19 protein-coding genes are annotated in these 20,389 nt (G+C 41.8%); 11 read left to right on the forward strand and 8 right to left on the reverse strand.

Annotation, left to right across the window (positions count from 1 at the left end):
- Nucleotides 1–85: 85 nt before the first annotated feature.
- Nucleotides 86–1,450: a sugar porter family MFS transporter gene (locus tag MHB38_RS17090; protein ID WP_123766731.1), complete on the reverse strand. Its 1,365-nt coding sequence runs from the start codon at nucleotides 1,448–1,450 to the stop codon at nucleotides 86–88.
- A gap of 270 nt (nucleotides 1,451–1,720) precedes the next feature.
- Between MHB38_RS17090 and MHB38_RS17095 the strand changes: the two genes are divergently transcribed.
- The gene (locus tag MHB38_RS17095) at nucleotides 1,721–2,686 is read left to right on the forward strand and encodes an LCP family protein (RefSeq protein WP_017360001.1); all 966 of its coding nucleotides are present in this window, start codon (nucleotides 1,721–1,723) and stop codon (nucleotides 2,684–2,686) included.
- A 348-nt stretch (nucleotides 2,687–3,034) separates the two neighbouring features.
- Nucleotides 3,035–3,916 (forward strand): Cof-type HAD-IIB family hydrolase, encoded by an 882-nt coding sequence (locus tag MHB38_RS17100; protein ID WP_025208100.1) that lies wholly within the window; start codon nucleotides 3,035–3,037, stop codon nucleotides 3,914–3,916.
- A 56-nt stretch (nucleotides 3,917–3,972) separates the two neighbouring features.
- On the opposite strand, the gene MHB38_RS17105 is transcribed toward MHB38_RS17100, so the two are convergent.
- The 5 genes from MHB38_RS17105 to pgsB form a co-directional block, all read right to left on the reverse strand.
- Nucleotides 3,973–5,196 (reverse strand): C40 family peptidase, encoded by a 1,224-nt coding sequence (locus MHB38_RS17105; RefSeq protein WP_017360003.1) that lies wholly within the window; start codon nucleotides 5,194–5,196, stop codon nucleotides 3,973–3,975.
- 106 nt (nucleotides 5,197–5,302) lie between these two features.
- On the reverse strand, nucleotides 5,303–5,473 hold the full coding sequence (locus MHB38_RS17110) for a hypothetical protein (RefSeq protein WP_008343253.1): 171 nt from the start codon (nucleotides 5,471–5,473) through the stop codon (nucleotides 5,303–5,305).
- Nucleotides 5,470–6,636 carry a CapA family protein gene (locus tag MHB38_RS17115; RefSeq protein ID WP_024718710.1) on the reverse strand — a complete coding sequence of 389 codons (1,167 nt, stop codon included), beginning with the start codon at nucleotides 6,634–6,636 and terminating at the stop codon, nucleotides 5,470–5,472. Before MHB38_RS17115 ends, MHB38_RS17110 begins: the two co-directional genes overlap by 4 nt.
- 18 nt (nucleotides 6,637–6,654) lie before the next feature.
- Nucleotides 6,655–7,104, reverse strand: coding sequence for a poly-gamma-glutamate biosynthesis protein PgsC (gene pgsC / locus MHB38_RS17120; protein WP_007497520.1), 450 nt, complete (start codon nucleotides 7,102–7,104; stop codon nucleotides 6,655–6,657).
- A gap of 15 nt (nucleotides 7,105–7,119) precedes the next feature.
- Nucleotides 7,120–8,301, reverse strand: coding sequence for a poly-gamma-glutamate synthase PgsB (pgsB, locus tag MHB38_RS17125; protein WP_007497522.1), 1,182 nt, complete (start codon nucleotides 8,299–8,301; stop codon nucleotides 7,120–7,122).
- A gap of 747 nt (nucleotides 8,302–9,048) precedes the next feature.
- Here pgsB and MHB38_RS17130 point away from each other — a divergent pair.
- From MHB38_RS17130 to rbsB, 9 genes are all read left to right on the forward strand, one after another.
- Nucleotides 9,049–10,530: a spore germination protein gene (locus MHB38_RS17130; protein WP_017368177.1), complete on the forward strand. Its 1,482-nt coding sequence runs from the start codon at nucleotides 9,049–9,051 to the stop codon at nucleotides 10,528–10,530.
- Nucleotides 10,520–11,617, forward strand: coding sequence for a GerAB/ArcD/ProY family transporter (locus tag MHB38_RS17135; RefSeq protein ID WP_341004057.1), 1,098 nt, complete (start codon nucleotides 10,520–10,522; stop codon nucleotides 11,615–11,617). Before MHB38_RS17130 ends, MHB38_RS17135 begins: the two co-directional genes overlap by 11 nt.
- Nucleotides 11,607–12,749, forward strand: a complete 1,143-nt coding sequence (locus MHB38_RS17140; RefSeq protein ID WP_341004059.1) for a Ger(x)C family spore germination protein — start codon at nucleotides 11,607–11,609, stop codon at nucleotides 12,747–12,749. The genes MHB38_RS17135 and MHB38_RS17140 overlap by 11 nt, the downstream gene beginning before the upstream one ends.
- Nucleotides 12,750–12,866: 117 nt before the next feature.
- Entirely contained in the window at nucleotides 12,867–13,853 is a 987-nt protein-coding gene (locus tag MHB38_RS17145) for a LacI family DNA-binding transcriptional regulator (protein ID WP_052320908.1), read from the forward strand.
- Nucleotides 13,850–14,728, forward strand: a complete 879-nt coding sequence (gene rbsK, locus MHB38_RS17150; protein ID WP_052320907.1) for a ribokinase — start codon at nucleotides 13,850–13,852, stop codon at nucleotides 14,726–14,728. The genes MHB38_RS17145 and rbsK overlap by 4 nt, the downstream gene beginning before the upstream one ends.
- On the forward strand, nucleotides 14,725–15,117 hold the full coding sequence (rbsD, locus tag MHB38_RS17155) for a D-ribose pyranase (RefSeq protein WP_052320906.1): 393 nt from the start codon (nucleotides 14,725–14,727) through the stop codon (nucleotides 15,115–15,117). Before rbsK ends, rbsD begins: the two co-directional genes overlap by 4 nt.
- Before the next feature lie 15 nt (nucleotides 15,118–15,132).
- A complete protein-coding gene (locus MHB38_RS17160) occupies nucleotides 15,133–16,614 on the forward strand; it encodes a sugar ABC transporter ATP-binding protein (protein WP_052320905.1) in 1,482 nt (493 codons plus the stop codon).
- A 1-nt stretch (nucleotide 16,615) separates the two neighbouring features.
- The gene (gene rbsC, locus MHB38_RS17165; protein ID WP_007497532.1) at nucleotides 16,616–17,569 is read left to right on the forward strand and encodes a ribose ABC transporter permease RbsC; all 954 of its coding nucleotides are present in this window, start codon (nucleotides 16,616–16,618) and stop codon (nucleotides 17,567–17,569) included.
- A gap of 13 nt (nucleotides 17,570–17,582) precedes the next feature.
- Nucleotides 17,583–18,500, forward strand: a complete 918-nt coding sequence (gene rbsB, locus MHB38_RS17170; RefSeq protein ID WP_046526705.1) for a ribose ABC transporter substrate-binding protein RbsB — start codon at nucleotides 17,583–17,585, stop codon at nucleotides 18,498–18,500.
- A gap of 233 nt (nucleotides 18,501–18,733) precedes the next feature.
- Here the strand turns inward: rbsB and MHB38_RS17175 are convergent, their stop codons facing one another.
- A complete protein-coding gene (locus tag MHB38_RS17175; RefSeq protein ID WP_186317854.1) occupies nucleotides 18,734–19,351 on the reverse strand; it encodes a flavin reductase family protein in 618 nt (205 codons plus the stop codon).
- A 59-nt stretch (nucleotides 19,352–19,410) separates the two neighbouring features.
- Nucleotides 19,411–20,298 carry an acetoin biosynthesis transcriptional regulator AlsR gene (gene alsR, locus MHB38_RS17180; protein ID WP_039962952.1) on the reverse strand — a complete coding sequence of 296 codons (888 nt, stop codon included), beginning with the start codon at nucleotides 20,296–20,298 and terminating at the stop codon, nucleotides 19,411–19,413.
- Nucleotides 20,299–20,389: the final 91 nt, after the last annotated feature.

Consider the following 20,389-nt stretch of genomic DNA (forward strand, 5'->3'; position numbering starts at 1 on the left):
GTTCAGAAGATGAGTGATTGTCCTTTCTTGATTAAACGTTTGTTTAACAAAGGAAGACCAGCTGCATGAGGCAGCTGGTCTTTTTTCATACCGTTTCCCCTTCGTCATTCACGACGGCACGGTTTCTCTTTTTTAAATCTTCTTCAATCTCTTCAAGACTTTTCCCTTTCGTTTCTGCGACTAAATATTTCACAAATAAGAAGGCACCTATGCCGATGGCTGCATAAATAAGGAAAAGGTTACTGATGCCAATTGCACTTAACAAGGTTGGGAATGTGAGCGAGATGATCAAATTCCCTGTATGCAGTAGGAAGGTCGATACCCCCGTACCAATTCCCCGGACATGTACAGGGAACAGCTCCGGCAGCATCACCCATACGACCGGGCCCCAGCTGACAGCAAAAATGACGATGAAAAGTCCTAAACATATAATCGTTGTCCACCCTGCAGCTGTTGATCCCTCGAAAAAACGATTGACCACTGCTAGAACAATCAAACTAAGAACCATCCCTACATTTCCAAATAGGAGTAACGCTTTCCGCCCGACACGATCAATGATTTTAATCGCAACAAACGTCATGACAACATTGACTGCACCGATTCCTACAGTTCCTAAAATGGCTGCTGAATCGCCAAAGCCGACACTTGTGAATGTTTTTGGTGCATAATAAATGATCGTATTTGTCCCAATAAACTGCTGTAAAAAGGCTAAGCCGACACCAGCAATTAAAGCGGGGCGCACCCATGGCTCGAGTAATTCCTTAAGACCGCCTTTTTCTTCACTTTCTGCCTTTTGAATATCCGCAATTTCGTCTTCAACTTCTTGCTTGCTTTGTCTAAGTTTTGACAATATTTCTTTCGCCCGGTCCGCCTGTCCTTGGACAAACAGCCAGCGAGGACTTTCTGGCATAAACAAAATACCACATAACAAGAGAACAGAAGGAACAACGGCAATTCCAAGCATCAGACGCCATGCCTCTGCATCTGCTAAAACGTAGTTCACAATATAGGCAAGAAGAATACCAAATGTGATCATGAGTTGGTTTAATGAGGAAAGTGCCCCTCTTGATTCCTTTGGCGCAAGTTCAGATAAATATAATGGAACAATCGTCGTCGAGCATCCGACAGCAAGTCCTAGCACGATTCGGAATAAGACCATGACCTCCGTATTCGGTGCAAGGGCTGTTCCAAATCCGCCGATAATAAATAAAATGGCTGCGGCAATAATCGCTTTTTTCCGTCCGAATTGATCTGTCAGTTTTCCAGAAAGAGAAGACCCGAGCATCGCCCCAATTAAAATCGAGCTGACCACAAGTCCCTCTGTAAATGCATTTAAACCTAAATCCTCTTTCATAAATAAGATAGCGCCAGAAATGACACCTGTATCGTAACCATATAAGGCGCCGCCAAGTGCGCCGAAGAAATAAAGCCACCCATTCCGATTTTTCATGATCATAACCCCTCTTTTATCTATGTAATGACTGGATGTTTCTCTATGAAAAATCATTTTCCTCACTTCCTGTCATTTCAAACATTTCGATGTTTTATGACAAATATATTTCATTTGCGTATCATTGAAACTTTTTTAGATAAGGAAACGTCAATTAAGCGTTAGTGAAAAAAATGTCGCACTATATCCCGTTTTAAGGTATATTTGTTTTAGTTTGTAAGCAGGAAGAAGGACATCTTTACTATAAAATCATAGCGAGGGTTTAAATATATGGATCAAACAAGAAGTAAACGCAAAGGCAAAAAGCGTTTAAAACCATGGGTGAAAGTCACTCTTTTTATTTTTGGTATTCTTTTACTGACAACCGCTTCTGTCACCGGCTATGCCTACTATAAAGTGACATCGGCTGCGAAAAAAGCACAAGTCTCTCTAGACCGCGGTGCACAATCTGTCAAACGGATTGAAGCATTTGATCCTGGGAAAGACAGCTTTTCTGTCTTGCTGCTTGGCATTGACAGCAGACCAGGCGAAACCGTCAAACAAGCACGAAGCGATGCAATGGTATTAGCGACAGTAAATCGTACGAATAAAACCGTGAAATTATTAAGTATTCCAAGGGACTCATATGTTAATATTCCAGGTCATGGTTATGACAAAATTACACATGCACACGCATTTGGTGATGCAGACCTCACGGTGAGTACAGTTGAGAATTTACTAGATATCCCTGTCGACTTTGTGATTGAAAGTAATTTCAAAGCATTTAAGGAAATTGTGAATGAATTGAATGGTGTTTCCGTTAACATTAAAGATGAATATGTTGTGAAACAGATTCTTAAAGATACAAAGGGCAAAGTTCAGCTGCAAACGGGTACTCACACACTAGATGGTAATCAAGCTCTCGCTTATGTGAGAACAAGAAAAGCAGACAGTGATCTCATGCGCGGACAGCGTCAAATGGAAGTTTTAAAAGCCATTTTCGATAAATCAAAATCAGTAACGTCTATTCCGTCTTATGACAATATCATAGATACTCTAGGTGATAACGTCTCAACTAACCTGTCAATGAAAGAACTAGTCGGTCTTTTCCCACTACTCACTTCATTGAAATCTGTTGATACGATTCAACTAAAAGGATCTGATTACCAGCCAAATGGCGTTTATTATTACCAATTGGATCAAAACCAACTGAACGAAGTCAAAACGGAATTGAAGAAACAGCTTGAATTATCATAAACACAGAAAGCGCCCTTTTGGGCGCTTTTTATGTGTTGAAAAAGGTGTTTGCCCTTTTTCTTCTTTTAAGCGTGATAGAAAACCTTTGCAGTCTAGGAAGGACGAGCACCGGAGCAGAGTGAATTTGACATTCGTGAGCACCGGAGCGCAGGACTGACAAAGAATGCGAGGGTTTGTCTACACGCTAAAAGCGTCCTTTTGGGCGCTTTTTCTTATATCCTTGATCAATTGACCATTTTTGTTTAGCCTTAAAGAGAGGAATCCACGATCCGACTCTTTCATGAGAATGAAGGAAATCGTACATACTTTGAAGAGGCTATTGCATGAATGAAGGAGGATATAACAGCAATGAAAAAGATGATTGCGATTGATTTAGACGGTACACTCTTAAATACGAAAAGTGAAATATCCGCTCAAAACCGGCAAGCATTGATTCGTGCGAAGGAAGCTGGATATATTGTGACCATTTGTACAGGGCGCGCGACTTTTGATGTAAAAGAGCTTCTTGGGGATTTGGACATTCCCATTATTGCGGCAAATGGAGGAACTGTCCATACAGAAGGGTACAAGCTCTTCAGCAGAATCACCCTTGATCAAGAAGCTGGAAGACGTGCTGCAAAGGAATTAGTGGAACGGAACATTTATTTCGAGGTCTATACAGACGATGCCCTCCTTTCCCCATTTGATGGAAAAGAAAAGCTCAAAGCTGAATTTGATATGATCAAAAGCGCCAATCCTCATGAGGATGTAGCTGATTTATGGGAAGGGGCGATGACTCAATTTAAACAGTTTGGTATCAAACCTGTCGATGACATCCGTCAAATTTTTGAGTCGAATGAACCAACCTATAAATTACTATGCTTCTCCTTTGATATGAATAAGCTGCAAGAAGCACGAGATCTTCTTTCTAAGATGCCTGAGCTCTCATTGACCTCATCTGGAGAACATATCATTGAGGTATTGCCAAAAGAGTCAGGCAAAGGACATGCCCTCAAGAAACTTGCAGCCCATTATGGCGTTGACCGATCCAATATTTATGCGATCGGTGACAGCCCTAATGATCTATCCATGTTCGATGAAGCAGGACACAGAATAGCGATGGGGAATGCGGTGGATGTCATTAAAGAAAAAAGCACCTATATCACAAAAGGCAACCATGAAGATGGCGTCGCCTATTTTATTGATCTGCTTTTGCAGAATCAATTTCAAGAAAAAAAGACGCTTGTCTGATCAGCGCCTAGTGAGAAGTCGAGAAGTCCGATCTGAGCATCGATCGGGCTTTTTCTTTATTTTTTAATTCTAACAGCCGTCTCATATTTATCCTTCCAATACGTACTTGTTTTCATATTGGTAATGACAACGCCATTTGAAACCGTCACATGAATGACTTGATTTGAACCAGCATAAATGGCTGGCATCAACGAAGTCCCTTTAAAAAAGACAAGATCTCCTGGCTTTAGTTCCGATCGTTTCACAGGTGTACCTGCTTTAACTTGTCCCGGCGCATAGCGAGGCATCTCCATTCCAAGCACTTCTTGATAGATATACTGCGTGAATCCTGCTGTATCAAAGCCTTGCTTTGGGCTCGCACCACCTTTTACATAGGGTACTTCTCCAATATACGTAGCGGCTTTTGATACGACTGGGTCTTCTTTCGCTAGTTTCAGCTCAGTTAATCGTTTCGCACCTGTCCATTTCTCACGCCAATACGATTCAGACAAATAAGAAATCGTCACACTTTCCGAACGGCTCGCATGAATAAAGCGGTCTCCTCCGATGTACATGCCTACATGTGAAATTCCTTTTTTATACGTGTTGCTAAAAAAAACAAAATCTCCAGGGCGAATATCGTCTCGTGCCACTTTCTCTCCAACCATCCATTGCTGCTCAGCACTTCTTGGCAAATAAATCCCAAGTGATTTTTCAAATAAATATTGTAAAAAACCTGAACAATCGAATCCTACTTTTGGATCTGATGCCCCGAATACATAAGGGATTCCTAAATATTTCATCGCATCTTTCACCAGTTGATCATCCGACATCTCTTGGGAGACAGGCAGCCGTTTAACCGCATAGAACCGATCGGTCCAATATTTACTTTTGCTGACATCTGTTTTCACCACCCCTTGACTGAGTGTGATGTGGATCACCTGATCATTTCCAGCGTACAAAGCAACATGTGTTGGGATGTCTTTTGTTTCTTCAAGACTGCGAAAATAGACAAGGTCTCCGGGCTTCGCTTTTTCCCATGATACGCTTTCACCGATTTGGTATTGATCAATCACCTTTCGCGGCAAATCAAATGCACCTGTTGTTTTGTATACATATTGTATAAAGCCAGACGCATCAAAGCCCGTTTTCGGATTGATTCCTCCTTTATGATAAGGCGTACCTATCAGCGTTTCCGCTTGTTTTAAAGGAGATGTTGTTTGAGCAGACACCTCTGTTTGAGACATAAACATGAGTCCTACAATGGCACATCCTCCAAGCAGTATTCCTTTCCATTTCATCCTCTCTTCCTCCTTTCTTTTATAGTTTCGACATGACCCCTTTCATTTTACACCTTTTTCCGTCAAAAAAGAGCACGCCTCGCGTGCTCTTTTCATCATCATTTCTTTATTTACTCGCTTCCGCTTTTGACTGCTTTTGCTGTTCAATTTTCTGCATTTCAACCGAGATCTTTTGTTTCTCATGATCTGTGAGGCTGTCACTAAATTTAAAAGCAGACATAAAGACAAAGACTAAAATTAACGCAACAAACGGCCAGCTTGCTTTAAGGAATTTCATTTTTTATCCTTCCCCTCGTTTTCTTTTAATGTTTGAACTTTATCAGAATGATCGACTTCAAAGAAAATATGTCCGTCTTTTTCTTTCCAATCCGCATTCGTGCCATTTGTCAGCATACGGATAATCGATTTTGATTCAAGAGATCCTGCTTTGACTGGAGCAGGTGTCGCTTCTTTGATGTACATTGGAACCACTTCAAATGTCGCTTTTCCATCTTCATTCAGATGATACTGAACAATGGCAGAATCACGTGTTCTTGACCAGCCTTGGTCAAAAATAAAGTTCCCCAAGCTATAGAAAATCGCTGTTCCGTTATAGACTTCCATCGGCTCAAGAACGTGCGGGTGTGCACCGATAATGATATCAGCACCAGCCTTTGACATCGCTCTTGCCAGCTCTCTTTGTCTGTCGTTTACTTCATTGTTATATTCCTGTCCCCAGTGCGCATGAACAACAACGATATCTGCCTTTTCAGCAGCTTGTGAAATCATCGGAATAAAGATAGATGGATCAGCTGGCAGAATACCTGCCTTGCGATTTGTTGCTTTAAAATCTTTTCCATATACATCTGTAAAACCAAGGGTAGCGATTTTAACGCCATTCACTTCTTTGTATGAAATGTTCTGCTTCGCATCTTTGACGTTGCGCCCTGCCCCTGTATAATCCATGTCAGCTTTTTCAAAGGCATCAATCGTGTTATTTAAGCCTTTTTCACCGTAGTCTGCTGCATGGTTATTCGCAAAGTTTAGTACAGAGAAATTCAAATCCTTTAACGCTTGTACAGAATCTTCATCTGTTTTCAAATGAATATTCTTTTGTGCTGCCTGTTCCTTATCTGAAGCCACTGGATGCTCAAAATTCCCAGTTACATAATCTGATACATCAAAATACGGCTTCGCATAGCGGAACAGGTGCTGCTTTCCATAGCGGTCTGTTACTTTCTCTACATTTCTTCCAAACATAATATCTCCGACAAACGAAGCGGTCAGGATGTTTTCTGGATTCTTTTCTACAGTTGGTACTTGTGCTTTCCCGATAAATGTAAATAGAAATGTACAAGCAATGACAATCGGTAAAGCAATCAGTACGTGTTTATTCGTCTTTTTCTTTTGGTTCTTTGTGATTTTCAGCAGCTTTTCCTGAAAGCTCAATTTTTTATTCATCATTGGACACACCTTATCTTAAAATAGATAGTAAACATACATGATGGCAAATGTTGCACCACTTAGAAGTAATGTGCTTCCAAGGGTAATCGTAAGACCTTGCTTTTGAATCGTATTCGCAATCAATCCAGGCACGATGATTCCGATTCCGCGGAATTCTGCTATTTCAAACGGAACCACTGGATAGAAGAAATCAAATATGAGCTTTAGGGCAATTCCTGTAATCAGCATCGCCGCAAACTTTCTGCGTCCGTACAAAATCATAAATTTCGATAGACCAAAACGAACGATCACATATGTCAACAAGCTGACAGATAAAACAACTAAAATGAAGACTGGCTGGTTAAAGACGAGCGCCAGATAACCTGGAACAACCAACCCAGCTGGTACGATTCCTGTTTTTTCTGCAAAAATTAAACTGAGTAGAACACCTAAAATTAACGAGATATAAAGATCTGATCCGAACATTTTCTATATTTCCTCCTAGCTGACAAGCTGCTTAATTTTGTATTCTTGAATTTTTTCGATTAAAGGTTCAGCGGCGCCGTGAATATTGCCGACTCCATAAACCACTCGATTATGAAGCTTTTTCTCAAGCATGTTCATAATTTGTTCTGTAGATTGATATTCAAGGTTGTGTAAGTGGTCAGCCGGAATTTTCCCATCCTCAAATGCCTTCACAATTGGATCTGTCGTTTCACCAATTAAGACAAGATCACTTGCTTCAATATAAGGAAGTACATCCTCCGCAAACTGGATCGTTCTATCTACGCGATCCGCACGACAGTTCATGATAATAATCGGTTCATCTGTTGGATACCCAATTTCCTTCACACGCTTCCAAATGTTCAATGTAGATGCTGCGTCATTAGCCGCAAATCCATTTACAAAATGTCCAGGTGTTTTTGCATCCATTAATGGAAGAATTCTCATCGCTCCTGGATCAGGCGGCGCATTTAACATTCCTCTGAATGCCGTATCTTCATCAATTCCCAATGCTTGTGCAACACCAAGTGCAAGTGAAGCATTATCCGGGAACACCATATACTCAAATTTCCGTAAATACTCATCGGTAATCTTGGAATTATCTGCAACAATCACTTCAGTATTGCGTTTTTTCGCAATCTCTTTAAAGAAATCTGTATATTCACTATCCGTAATAACCAAGTGCCCATTGTAAGGAATTGTCGCTGTAAAGGCTTCAGCTATTTCATCAAGAGTTGGCCCCATCACATCCATATGATCTTCAAGAACGTTTACGATCACGCCAATATTCGCTTGAAGCAGCTCTTCCTGAAAGATAATTTGGTAATCTGGATTCACCGCCATACATTCACTGACGATGGCATTTGCTCCTCTTTCAACGGTTTCTCTCATAACTTCTTTCTGCTCTCCGATATTTGGTCCTTGCGGTTTCCTTTTAATCGGTTTCTCTTCTGGCGTATCCCAATAAATCATTCTTGCATCCGTTCCTGTTGTTTTGCCGACAGTTTTATAACCTGCCTCCATTAAGATACCGGTTGTCAATCTTGTAACGGTAGACTTTCCGCGTATACCATTAATATTGACGCGTACCGGCAGGGCATCGATATTTTTCTGATGACGCTTCTTTTCAATAAAGCCAATCCCTAACATGATGACACAGGCTATAACGATTAACCACATCGCTTATCTACATCTCCTTTTTTTATGAGTGTGATATGTAAATTCAATCAACAGTATATAGGTTCAGCATAAAATCACAATCGGTATTATGTAACATAATCTTTCACTTCCTCGTATGCCAAATTCCTCTAATCAGAAGGCGTATTTGCCTACCTCACGCTCAAATGAAAAGGCCAAAAGACGGACAAAATGACGGCTGAATTTCTGCTTCAAACAAGAGAAAGCGTTACCATCAAACAGTGAAAAATCTTTTGTCCTTTTCTCCCTAAATTTTTCGACAATTATTAAGATGTATTTTGAATCAATGTTTTAAAGTCCTTTCATCTCTACGAAATCAGTCATATCAGTGCTTTAAATGAATAGTGCGTGTTTTAGAATATTTTATATTTTTAAATGAACAGGTTAGAAAGTCATCCTCATTGGTCAGAACGCTATGTGTTGACCTATGACAAAGGTCACCTGTCAAAAAATCAAGTCATCTGCTTATTTTCAGGTCACAAAAAATTGGGATAAGATGTCAAAGATTAATCATTTTGTTATAGCCTCTCTTTACGATATTCACTCCTTATGACCTAAACAATGAAACATTATTCATTTCTTTTTATCAAGATTCATCATTTCTTAACATTTTTAATGTGATTTTAGTTGAAAGTTGTCGGTGCATGTCATGCTTTCCCCAAAGATGACGCATAAAATCATCTTCTCGGCTTACACTATGGTTAAAAAATCTGTGAGAGGAGGCTAAAGATGCCAAATACGAATGAGCAAACACGCTTACACTTTTTATCAGGCGGTTTTGAGGAAAAGATTCGGATTCTGAAAAAAGCATTTCAACAAAGCGCTGATTTTGAATACCGGGAATTGATGGTGAATGAAACGAAATCAGTGCTGTTTTTTATTAAAACAAGAGTGGATGAAAGTAAATTAAACAACTTCATTATTGGCAACTTGCTTGGCCCTCCTGGAAAACAGGACTATGCAAAATCTCTTAGTTCACTCGAAACAGGTGACTTGACGCTGATTGTCGACAGCATTATTGCCGGAAGTATTGCCTTCCTTGATGAAAAATCCGCACAGATCAAAATATTTGCTGTTGGGCAGCCGCCGCTGCGTTCCATTTCTGAACCTTCTTCTGAAAGTATTATTGCAGGCGCACATGATGGGTTTGTTGAGAGTTTAGATACCAATTTATATTTGCTGCGTTCACACTTAAATGATCGAAAACTTGCAATCCAGTATCATAAGGTCGGTACAAAATCTGAAACAAAGGTTGCAACGGTTTATATTTCTGATATTGCCAATCAAGAAAAGATAGATGAGGTTAACAAACGAATTTCTTCTATTAAAGTAGACACGCTGCTTAGCCCCGGTTCTATTGTAGAGGCGATTGAGGATGATTCGTATTCCATCTTCCCGCAGCTTATTGACACAGAACGACCTGACAAAGTGAGATCCGCCATTCTTGAAGGAAGAATTGTCGTCTTAATGGACGGCAGCCCAATGGCTATCATTTTGCCTATTACGTTCTTTAGCTTCTTTCAATCACCAGATGACTACAATAGCCGCTGGATTCCGGCTACATTTATTCGTATTCTTCGTTATATTGCCTGTATCATCGCTGTGATTTTGCCTTCTTTTTATATTGCAGTCATCGGCTTTCATTATGAGGTAGTCCCGGATGAATTAGCGATTACGATGAAAAATTCCATTATCGGCATTCCTTTTCCGCCGTTAATTGAAGCAATGCTGATGGAGATTACGATTGAGCTCATACGAGAAGCAGGGGTGCGACTGCCAAAGCCAATTGGTCAGACGATTGGGATTGTAGGCGGTTTGGTGATTGGAGACGCTGTGGTAAAAGCTGGACTCATTTCGAATGTCCTTGTCATTGTTGTTGCCGTGACAGCTGTTGCATCCTTTGTCCTCCCATCCTTTGAAATGACGTCCACCATTCGTATGCTTCGTTTCCCTCTCATGTTTATGGCATCGATGTTTGGGTTTATTGGCATTTCATTCGGCCTGTCGATCGTATTGATGAATTTATGCCGCCTCGAATCACTAGGTGTCCCGTACTTATCACCAGTGGCTCCATTTAACTGGCAGGACTTAAAAGATACTGTGATTCGATTACCGATGTGGATGTACAAAAAGCGCCCTGTTTACTTAAATCCAAAAAAGAAAGAGCAAATTGAAAATTTGAGAGGATGGAAAAATAAAGATGAAAAATAAAATATCTCCACCTCAAGCTGTCTTTTTTATCATTCAATCTCAAATTGGTGTCGGTATTCTAGCCCTGCCTCATTTGCTGATGAAAGACATGGGACACGATGGGTGGATGGCGATTATCTTAGCCTGTTTTTTCATTCAAATCATTAACACCATTTTTATTTACATCATTCAGAAGTATCCTGATATATCATTTTTCCAAGCCTTAATTGAAGTGTTCGGAAAATGGATCGGCCGGACTTTGGTGGCACTATATACGTTATACTTCGCCTCCGTCTGCATTGTTGTTTTATCCATTTTCACAAGAATTCTTGGCATTTGGGTACTGCCGCTCACACCAAATTGGGTCATTAATCTATTACTGATGATCTCCATCATTTACATTGCAAAGGAGCAAATTACGGCCATTGTCAGGTTTAACTTCGTTTTGACGCCCTTTTTGCTCATGCTCTCTCTCTTAATGCTCTATTCATTAAAAGGAACCAATATCGACTACCTCATGCCTTTTTTCCAAGTGGATCTTTCTCAAGTTTCACTTGGATTAAAAGACGTCGTTCTATCTATGAATGGGTTCGAGATGATCCTCATTATCTCTCCATTGATGAAAGGAACCATTAAGGAACGATATAAAGTCATGACCATTGCCAATATATGCACGACGCTTTACTACCTATTTATTACATTGATTTGTTTTATGTTCTTCAGTCCGATTGAGCTCAATATCATTCCCAACCCAGTTCTTTATCTACTAAAAACCATTTCGTTCGGTGTGATTGAACGGACCGATTTAATTTTCCTTAGTTTCTGGGTATTTGTCATTTTAGCTACACTCAGTAATTACCTTTACTTTTGTGCGAATGGCGTGGCAAGTATTCTTAAGAAAAAAGAACACAAAAAATATGTCTTATTTTTTGCCATTTTGATTTATGCGGCTAGCTGTTATCTTGCAACCGATAATTTTAGGATTCAGCGTTTTAATGATTTTACCACCATCGCTCAATATTCATTTATTTACACACTCCCCATCTTTATGGCCATTATCATCTTTATCAAACATCGCAAAGGGAAGGTGAAATCACATGCGTCATAAGTACATACTGACGTTGCTCATGTGTGTTTCTCTTATATTCATGCCTGGCTGCTGGGATCAAAATTTATTAAAGAACATCTCTCTTGTGTTAACCTCCGCTGTTGATCAAGGAGAGAATGAAAATGCAAGATACTCGATTACTTATCGAAAGGTGCAGCAGTCTCAAAGTATGGAACAAGGAAATACAGGTAGCTTTTTAACCACTCTTCTTACAACTGAAGCCCCTACTTTAAGAAAAGCAAGAACCAACTTCAGCCGGATAGTGGATCAAAAAATAGACATGTCGAAAATGCGGGTGATGCTGATCGGTGATGAATTTGCCCAAAATCGTCTTCTGCCCTACTTAGATATGTTTTATCGTGATCCAAAAAGTCCCCTCCTCGCAAATCTTGCCGTTGTTCAAGGGGGAACCTGTGAAGAAGTGATTAACTCGCTGCTGAAGGAAAAACTCATCGTGAGTGACTATTTAAATAACTTGATCACAACCGCATCACGCTCCTCCCAAGTAGCACCTAAAAACATTCAAAGTATTCGATCTAAAATGCTTCAAACTGGAGAGGACTTCACACTACCGTTAATCTATTTTGATCAATCGAAGAAATTAATTAGTGTAAAAGGGGTTGCTCTATTTGATAATGAGAAGAAGAAAGGCGAGTTGTACGGTCAAGACGCGATCTTGCTCACCGTCATGGACGGAAAAATGGGCAAGTATGCCAACTTCACAAAAAAAGTGAGAAGCGACATGAATTCAAAAGAAAACAATTACATCACCATCCAAGTCACTGATGTGAAGAGAGACATCGAGATTCTGAATCCTGATCATCGAAACTTAACATACTCACTCAAATTTGAATTTAATACTTCTGTCCTTGAGTACCCAAAAGATAATCTAGATACAGACAAAAAAATTGAAATGCTCAATAAAAGACTTTCAACCATCTTGACAAAAGAAGCAGAAAAAATTGTTGCTACATTACAAGAAGCAAATTCTGACGTCTTAAGCCTCGGCAGAAAATACCGGGTCAGACATTATGATGAGTATATGAAAATGAATTGGGTCACCGATTATCCAAAAGTGAAAATCATTCCAAAAATCAAAGTAAACATTACCCAAACAGGCATTATTAGTTAAGAAAAGGAAGAAGTCATCTTTCTTTTCTTTTTTTATTTTTTTAAGATTGTCTTTTCAATGCTTTCGTGATAATCTATCTGTGTAAACGGTTACACATCAAAGAAGGGAGGCACTCCATTGGCTACAATTAAAGATGTTGCAAAAGCTGCTCAAGTGTCTGTTGCAACTGTTTCACGCGTGCTCAATGATACTGGATACGTCCATATTGATACGAAAACCCGTGTGACACAAGCGATGCAGGAGCTGAACTACTTCCCCAATGAAGTGGCACGATCCCTTTTTAAAAGAGAATCAAGATTAGTTGGTCTCATCTTACCTGATATCACAAACCCCTTCTTCCCTCAGCTGGCTAGAGGCGTTGAGGATGAGATTCATGCACACGGCTTTCGGTTATTATTCGGAAACAGTGATGAAGATCGGGAGAAGGAAATGGCCTATTTACAAACCTTTAAGCAAAACCAGGTGGTCGGTGTCATCGCTGTCACAAACGAACCTGAATCGGATTTGTACAATGATGATGAACTGCCTGTTGTCTTCTTAGATCGCACCGTTCCAAATGCGCCTTCTGTGTTTGCAGATGCTACGGCAGGCGGGAAAATGGCTGCAATGGAATTAATCAAACGCGGCAGTCAGCAGATCACATTGCTAAAAGGGCCCGCTCATCTTCAAACGGCGCGGCAAAGATTCAAAGGCGCACTTGATGTTCTGACTGAAGAAGGTGCTAACTTTCATGTGATGTCTAACGCTTCTTTTTCTTTTCAGGAAGCCCGAAAAAGCGCCAAGGCTCTTTTCAAGCTGTACCCTGAAACAGATGGCATCATTGCCAGCAATGACATCGTCGCAGCAGCCGTCGTACACGAAGCGCTTCGAATTGGAAAAGCCATTCCAAAAGACGTCCAAATCATTGGATTTGATGATATTCCGCAAAGCGAACTGCTCTTCCCTTCTTTATCAACGATTCGGCAGCCTGCCTATGATATGGGGAAAGAAGCCGCAAAGCTGATCATTAAAGCCATTCAAAAACAGCCAATAGATCAAGCAGTTATTCAAATGCCCGTCTCTTTTATTGAACGAGAGACCACAAGAAAGGTGGATTCACAATGAGTCAAATAGTTGTCGTAGGAAGTTGTTCCATGGATCTAGTTGTCACATCGAATAAGCGTCCAAATGCAGGAGAAACCGTCCTAGGCGAATCATTTAAAACGGTTCCTGGAGGAAAAGGAGCCAATCAAGCAGTGGCCAGCGCAAGGCTCGGTGCGGATGTATATATGATTGGCCGGGTTGGGGATGACGCGTATGGTCAGGACATTATGCGCAATTTGCAAACACAAGGTGTTCGCACCACTTATATGAAACCGGTTACCGAAATGGAAAGCGGAACAGCTCATATCATTTTAGCTGAAGGAGATAACAGCATTGTTGTCGTCAAAGGAGCAAACAATGAGGTAACACCTCACTATGTAAAAGATGCTCTTTCTTCTATTGAAGATATCGGAATCGTCCTTATCCAGCAGGAAATTCCTGAAGAAACAGTCGAAGCCGTCTGCGCCATTTGCAGCGAAAAAGGGATTCCAGTCATCTTAAATCCCGCACCAGCTCGCAAAGTCTCTCAGCAAATATTAGATCAAGCTGCCTATATTACGCCAAACGAACACGAAGCAGCTCTTATGTTTGATGGACTCACCATAGCAGAAGCTTTGCGACAATATCCAAACAAATTGCTCATTACAGAAGGAAAAAGTGGTGTTCGTTACTTTGACGGATCAAAAGAAGTGTTGGTACCGGGCTATCCTGTGAGAGCCGTCGACACTACAGGGGCTGGTGATACTTTTAACGGCGCTCTAGCTGTAGCACTAACAGAAGGAAAATCACTTTACGATGCACTTGCCTTTGCCAATTTGGCAGCGTCTATCTCAGTCACAAAATTTGGCGCCCAAGGCGGCATGCCAGCAAGAGAAGAATTGGAGAATAAGAAATGAAGAAAAATGGTATTTTAAATAGTCATATCGCCAAGGTGCTTGCTGACCTCGGTCATACAGATACAATTGTCATCGCAGACTGCGGCCTGCCCATTCCAGAAGGCCCGGTCAAGATCGACCTTGCATTATCCATCGGCACACCATCCTTTCAGGAGGTTACTTCCCTTCTTCTTGAGGAAATGGCCGTTGAACACATCACGATCGCCAGTGAAATCAAAGAAGCCAATAAGAGAGATCATTTATTTCTAAAGAAAGCGTTCTCACATCCGTTAGATGAAGTCGATCACGAGACATTTAAAGACATGACCAAACAGGCAAAAGCAGTGATTCGAACGGGTGAAGCCACCCCATACGCAAACTGCATTCTTCATGCCGGTGTCATCTTTTAAAAGGAGGAGCCACTTATGAACATTGAAATGCATAACATCCATAAGGCCTTTGGAAAAAACACCGTTCTCGCCGGGGTCTCCTTTGACCTCGTCACAGGTGAAGTCCATGCACTAATGGGTGAAAACGGGGCAGGAAAATCAACGTTAATGAATCTGCTGACAGGACTCTATTCCCTGGATCAAGGAACGATTCAAATCGACGAAAAAGAAACCGCTTTCAAAAATCCGAAAGAAGCCGAGCAGAACGGGATTGCCTTCATTCATCAGGAGCTGAATATATGGCCTGATATGACGGTACTCGAGAATTTATTTATCGGGAAAGAAATCTATACAAAACTTGGTCTTCTAGACACCAAGAAAATGAAAACCCTCGCCCAAGCGCAGCTCGACCGATTGTCTGTCAACCTATCTCTCGATCAAGAGGCAGGAAGCTGTTCTGTCGGCCAAAAGCAGATGATTGAGATTGCGAAAGCGTTAATGACCGATGCAAAGGTCATTATTATGGATGAACCAACAGCTGCTCTCACAGACCGTGAGATTGAAAAGCTATTTCAGGTCATTGAATCACTCAAAAAAGAAGGCGTTTCCATCGTCTACATTTCTCACCGTATGGAAGAAATCTTCGCCATCTGTGACCGAATAACCATCATGCGTGACGGGAAAACGGTCGATACGAAAGCGATACCGGACACGAATTTCCATGAAGTCGTCAAAAAAATGGTCGGCCGCGAATTAACTGATCGTTACCCTGAACGCACACCTTCTACTGGTGATACCGTCCTAGAAGTGAAGCAAGCAACGAGGAAAGGCCGCTTTCAAGATGTCAGTTTTTCCGTCAAAGCTGGAGAAATTGTCGGTGTTGCAGGCTTAATGGGTGCTGGCCGGACGGAAATGATGCGGTCGCTCTTTGGACTCGATCCCCTGGATCAAGGAGAAATTTGGGTTCATGGGAAAAAGGCTGTCATTAAAAAACCAAGTGATGCAGTCAAACTTGGCATCGGTTTTATCACGGAGGATCGTAAAGATGAAGGACTGATGCTGGATGCATCCATTCGGGAAAACATCGGCTTGCCTAACTTAGACAGCTTCTCTCCAAAGGGGCTGATCGATAAGAAAAACGAGCAGGACTTTGTTGACCTTCTCATCAAACGACTCACGATCAAAACCGCTTCATCTGAAATTTCTGCACGCAGCCTGTCCGGTGGAAATCAGCAAAAGGTCGTCATCGCCAAATGGATCGGCATTCAGCCGAAGGTACTCATTTTAGATGAACCGACAAGAGGCGTCGACGTCGGGGCGAAACGAGAAATTTATCAGCTCATGAACGAGCTGACGGATCGAGGCGTTGCGATTTTGATGGTCTCCTCTGAACTCCCAGAAGTTCTTGGGATGAGCGATCGAGTGCTTGTTATCCATGAAGGAACTATCAGCGGAGAATTAAGTAAAACAGAAGCTACACAAGAACGAATTATGACACTAGCTACAGGAGGGAAGTAACATGAAACCACTTACTTCAAATGGACGATTTGACAACATCATGCAAAAGCTTGGGCCATTCTTAGGACTCATCATCCTTGTTGCCATTGTTTCTATTTTAAATCCGGCCTTTTTAGAACCATTAAACATTTTAAACTTACTCAGACAAATCTCCATTAACGCCCTCATTGCCTTTGGCATGACGTTTGTTATTTTAACCGGAGGAATTGATTTGTCTGTCGGTGCCATTCTAGCGCTGTCTAGTGCTCTGACTGCCGGCTTTATTGTATCTGGTTTGGACCCGATTCTTGCCATCATCGTTGGATGTATCATCGGTGCCATCCTTGGAATGATCAACGGTCTTTTAATCACAAAAGGAAAAATGGCTCCTTTTATCGCAACACTTGCGACGATGACGATTTTCAGAGGATTGACGCTTGTTTATACAGACGGAAACCCAATTACAGGGCTTGGCTCTAACTATGCATTTCAGCTATTTGGCCGTGGATATTTCTTAGGCATTCCTGTTCCAGCGATCACCATGCTTCTCACCTTTATCGTTCTTTGGGTCTTGCTTCATAAAACACCTTTTGGCAGAAGAACGTATGCCATTGGCGGAAATGAAAAAGCAGCCCTCATCTCAGGTATTAAAGTACCACGCGTCAAAATCATGATTTACTCATTAGCCGGCTTTATGTCTGCTTTAGCCGGTGCGATCTTAACATCTCGTCTCAACTCAGCCCAACCAACAGCTGGTACGTCGTATGAACTTGATGCAATTGCTGCCGTTGTACTTGGCGGGACAAGCCTATCCGGCGGAAGAGGGCGAATTGTCGGTACACTCATTGGGGTACTCATTATCGGGGTCTTGAACAATGGTATGAACTTACTTGGTGTTTCATCATTCTATCAGTCTGTTGTGAAAGGGATTGTCATCTTGATTGCAGTCCTACTCGACAGAAAGAAATCTGCTTAAGGAGGCAGCTGCTATGAAAAAATATGTAATCCTGATCGTGACTCTCTCATTATTCATGCTTTCTGCCTGCTCGCTTGAACCGCCAGAGTGGGCCAAATCAACAAAGGATGGCAAGAAAAAAGACATTAAAATCGGACTGTCGATCTCGACTTTAAATAACCCATTCTTCGTTTCTCTTAAAAACGGTGTGACAAAAGAAGCGAAAAAGCTTGGCATTGAAGTTGTCATTGCCGATGCACAAAATGATTCAGCCAAACAAACGAGTGATGTAGAAGATTTAATTCAACAAGGGGTTGATGCATTACTCATTAACCCAGCCGATTCCTCTGCCATATCAACGGCTGTCGAATCTGCGAATGCTTCAGACATACCGGTCATCACATTAGACCGCTCGGCAGAAAGCGGAAAGGTTGAAGCGCTCGTTGCTTCCGATAACATCAAAGGCGGCGAAATGGCCGCTAACTTTATTATCGACAAAGTCGGTAAAGGAGCAAAAGTGGCTGAACTAGAAGGTGTACCAGGTGCTTCTGCGACACGTGAACGAGGAAAAGGTTTCCACCAAATCGCAGACAAACAGTTAGATGTCACAGCAAAACAAGCCGCTGACTTCGACCGGACAAAAGGGCTCAACGTGATGGAAAACCTTCTTCAAGGAAACCCTGACATCAAAGCCGTTTTTGCCCACAATGATGAAATGGCACTTGGCGCACTAGAGGCCATCCAAAGCTCTGGAAAAGACATTCTTGTCGTCGGTTTCGACGGTAACGAAGATGCACTCAACTCGATCAAAGCAGGAAAACTATCTGCAACAGTCGCGCAGCAGCCAGAGCTGATCGGTCAACTGGCAGTCGGCGCTGCGGACGATGTATTAAAAGGCAAAAAGGTAGAAAAAAATATCGCCGCTCCATTGAAACTAGAACAAAAGAAATAAACACTAAACCCCCGATAGCCTCGGGGGTTTTAGATTGTAGACAAAGGCTGAAATGAACTTTATTTTAGCACTTTGTCTTCTTTTCAGCGTGATAGAAAACCTTTGCAGTCTAGGAAGGACGAGCACCGGAGCAGAGCGAATTGACATTCGTGAGCACCGAAGCGCAGGACTGACAAAGAATGCGAGGGTTTGTCTACACGCTGGACCCCCGATAGCCTCGGGGGATTTAGGTGTTATTCCGGTCTCTTCAGTACAAATGGCGTACCTAAATGGGCATAATCATTACCTGCTAGGCGCGCAACTGGCTTTAATTCATTCGTAAAAATATATCCTTTTTCCGCATCATAGACGGATTCATCTAAATGCGCACACACCACCCGGCCAATGATATGATCGACTGTGATCTCCCCTTCATCATTTTGAAAGGTCAGATGTCTTTCCAGCTGACATTCAAAGCGAATGCGTGCTTCCTTGATTCCTGGCACTGACACCACGCTGCTCTTCACTTGATGAAGACCGGTACGAGTCAGCTCACTCTCTTCCTCTGGCAATGTAGCAGCTGTTTCATTAATATCTTCAATCATCGCTTCATCACTCACATGGACAACAAATTCTTCCCTGTCGATGATATGTTTTGCTGTATCTTTCATCTCTCCTTGACGACGTCCAATAGAAACAGCGATCAGCGGAGGATGGCCGCTGATGACATTAAAGAAACTAAATGGTGCAGCATTGACGACTTCTTCTTTAGAAAGGCTTGTAATAAATGCAATGGGTCTTGGAACGACGGAACCAGATAATACTTTATATGCTTCTTTTCGTGACAACTGATCCATTTGTAATGTAATCACTTCAGACATGCCTCCTCTTGTATGTAACGACATCATACCATACCCCGTTCTCTCTTCCCTTATTCCGGCTCAGCACGATGGAGAATATGATGGACAAGATGAAACAATGCCGGATTATGATTTTCTCGTCTATAAGAAATGGTCCATTCCGCGAGTAGCTGCTCACCTTCAATTGACCGATACACCACATCTAAATTAAATAAACGCCTGGCCGATGTTGGAATGATAGCAATTCCGATTCCCGCTGTGACAAGACCAATGACCATTTGATATTCTGCTGCTTCCTGCACGATATTAGGTGAAAATCCATACTTTTCACAAAGTAGGACAAAATGCTGATAAAGGGACGGCCATGATTCCTTTGATAAAGAAATAATCGGCTCATCGCGAATATCTTCAATCGTGACCGCTTCTTTTTCCGCCAGCGGATGGTTTTTCGGAATCGCAAAAATACATTCACTTTGCTTCATTAAACGACTGACCAATTCTTCTTGCGGTGATGTAGGATGCAAAAAACCAATATCAATCTCACCATTCAAAAGCGCCTCAAGCTGCTGCGGGACGGAGAGCTGTTGCAGCTCAATACTGACAGAAGGGTACCGCTCTCTGAATTCACGGACAACTGGCGGCAGTATATCATATGTCGCTGTACCAACGAAACCGATGATAATCTTCCCAAGCTCCCCTCTTGCCGTATGCCGGGCATGATCAACGGCTTTATCAAGCTGATGCAGCACCCCCCGGACCTCATGTAAAAAAACCTTTCCAGCAGCTGTTAACTCCACCACCCGTTTAGACCGGTGAAACAAAGGAAATCCCAATTCTTCCTCAAACTGCTTAATTTGCTGACTAAGTGGAGGCTGTGTCATGTTCAATCGTGCGGCCGCTCTGCCGAAATGCAGCTCCTCCGCGACTGTGACAAAATACTGCAAATGTCTCAGTTCCATCCTTTCACTCCTCAAACACTTATTCGTGAAACATATTAAAACTACGTTAAACATATATTGGAAAATTTATTTTGTGAAATGTATAGTAAAT

This window comes from Bacillus sp. FSL K6-3176 (assembly GCF_038003325.1).
GTDB lineage: Bacteria > Bacillota > Bacilli > Bacillales > Bacillaceae > Bacillus > Bacillus altitudinis.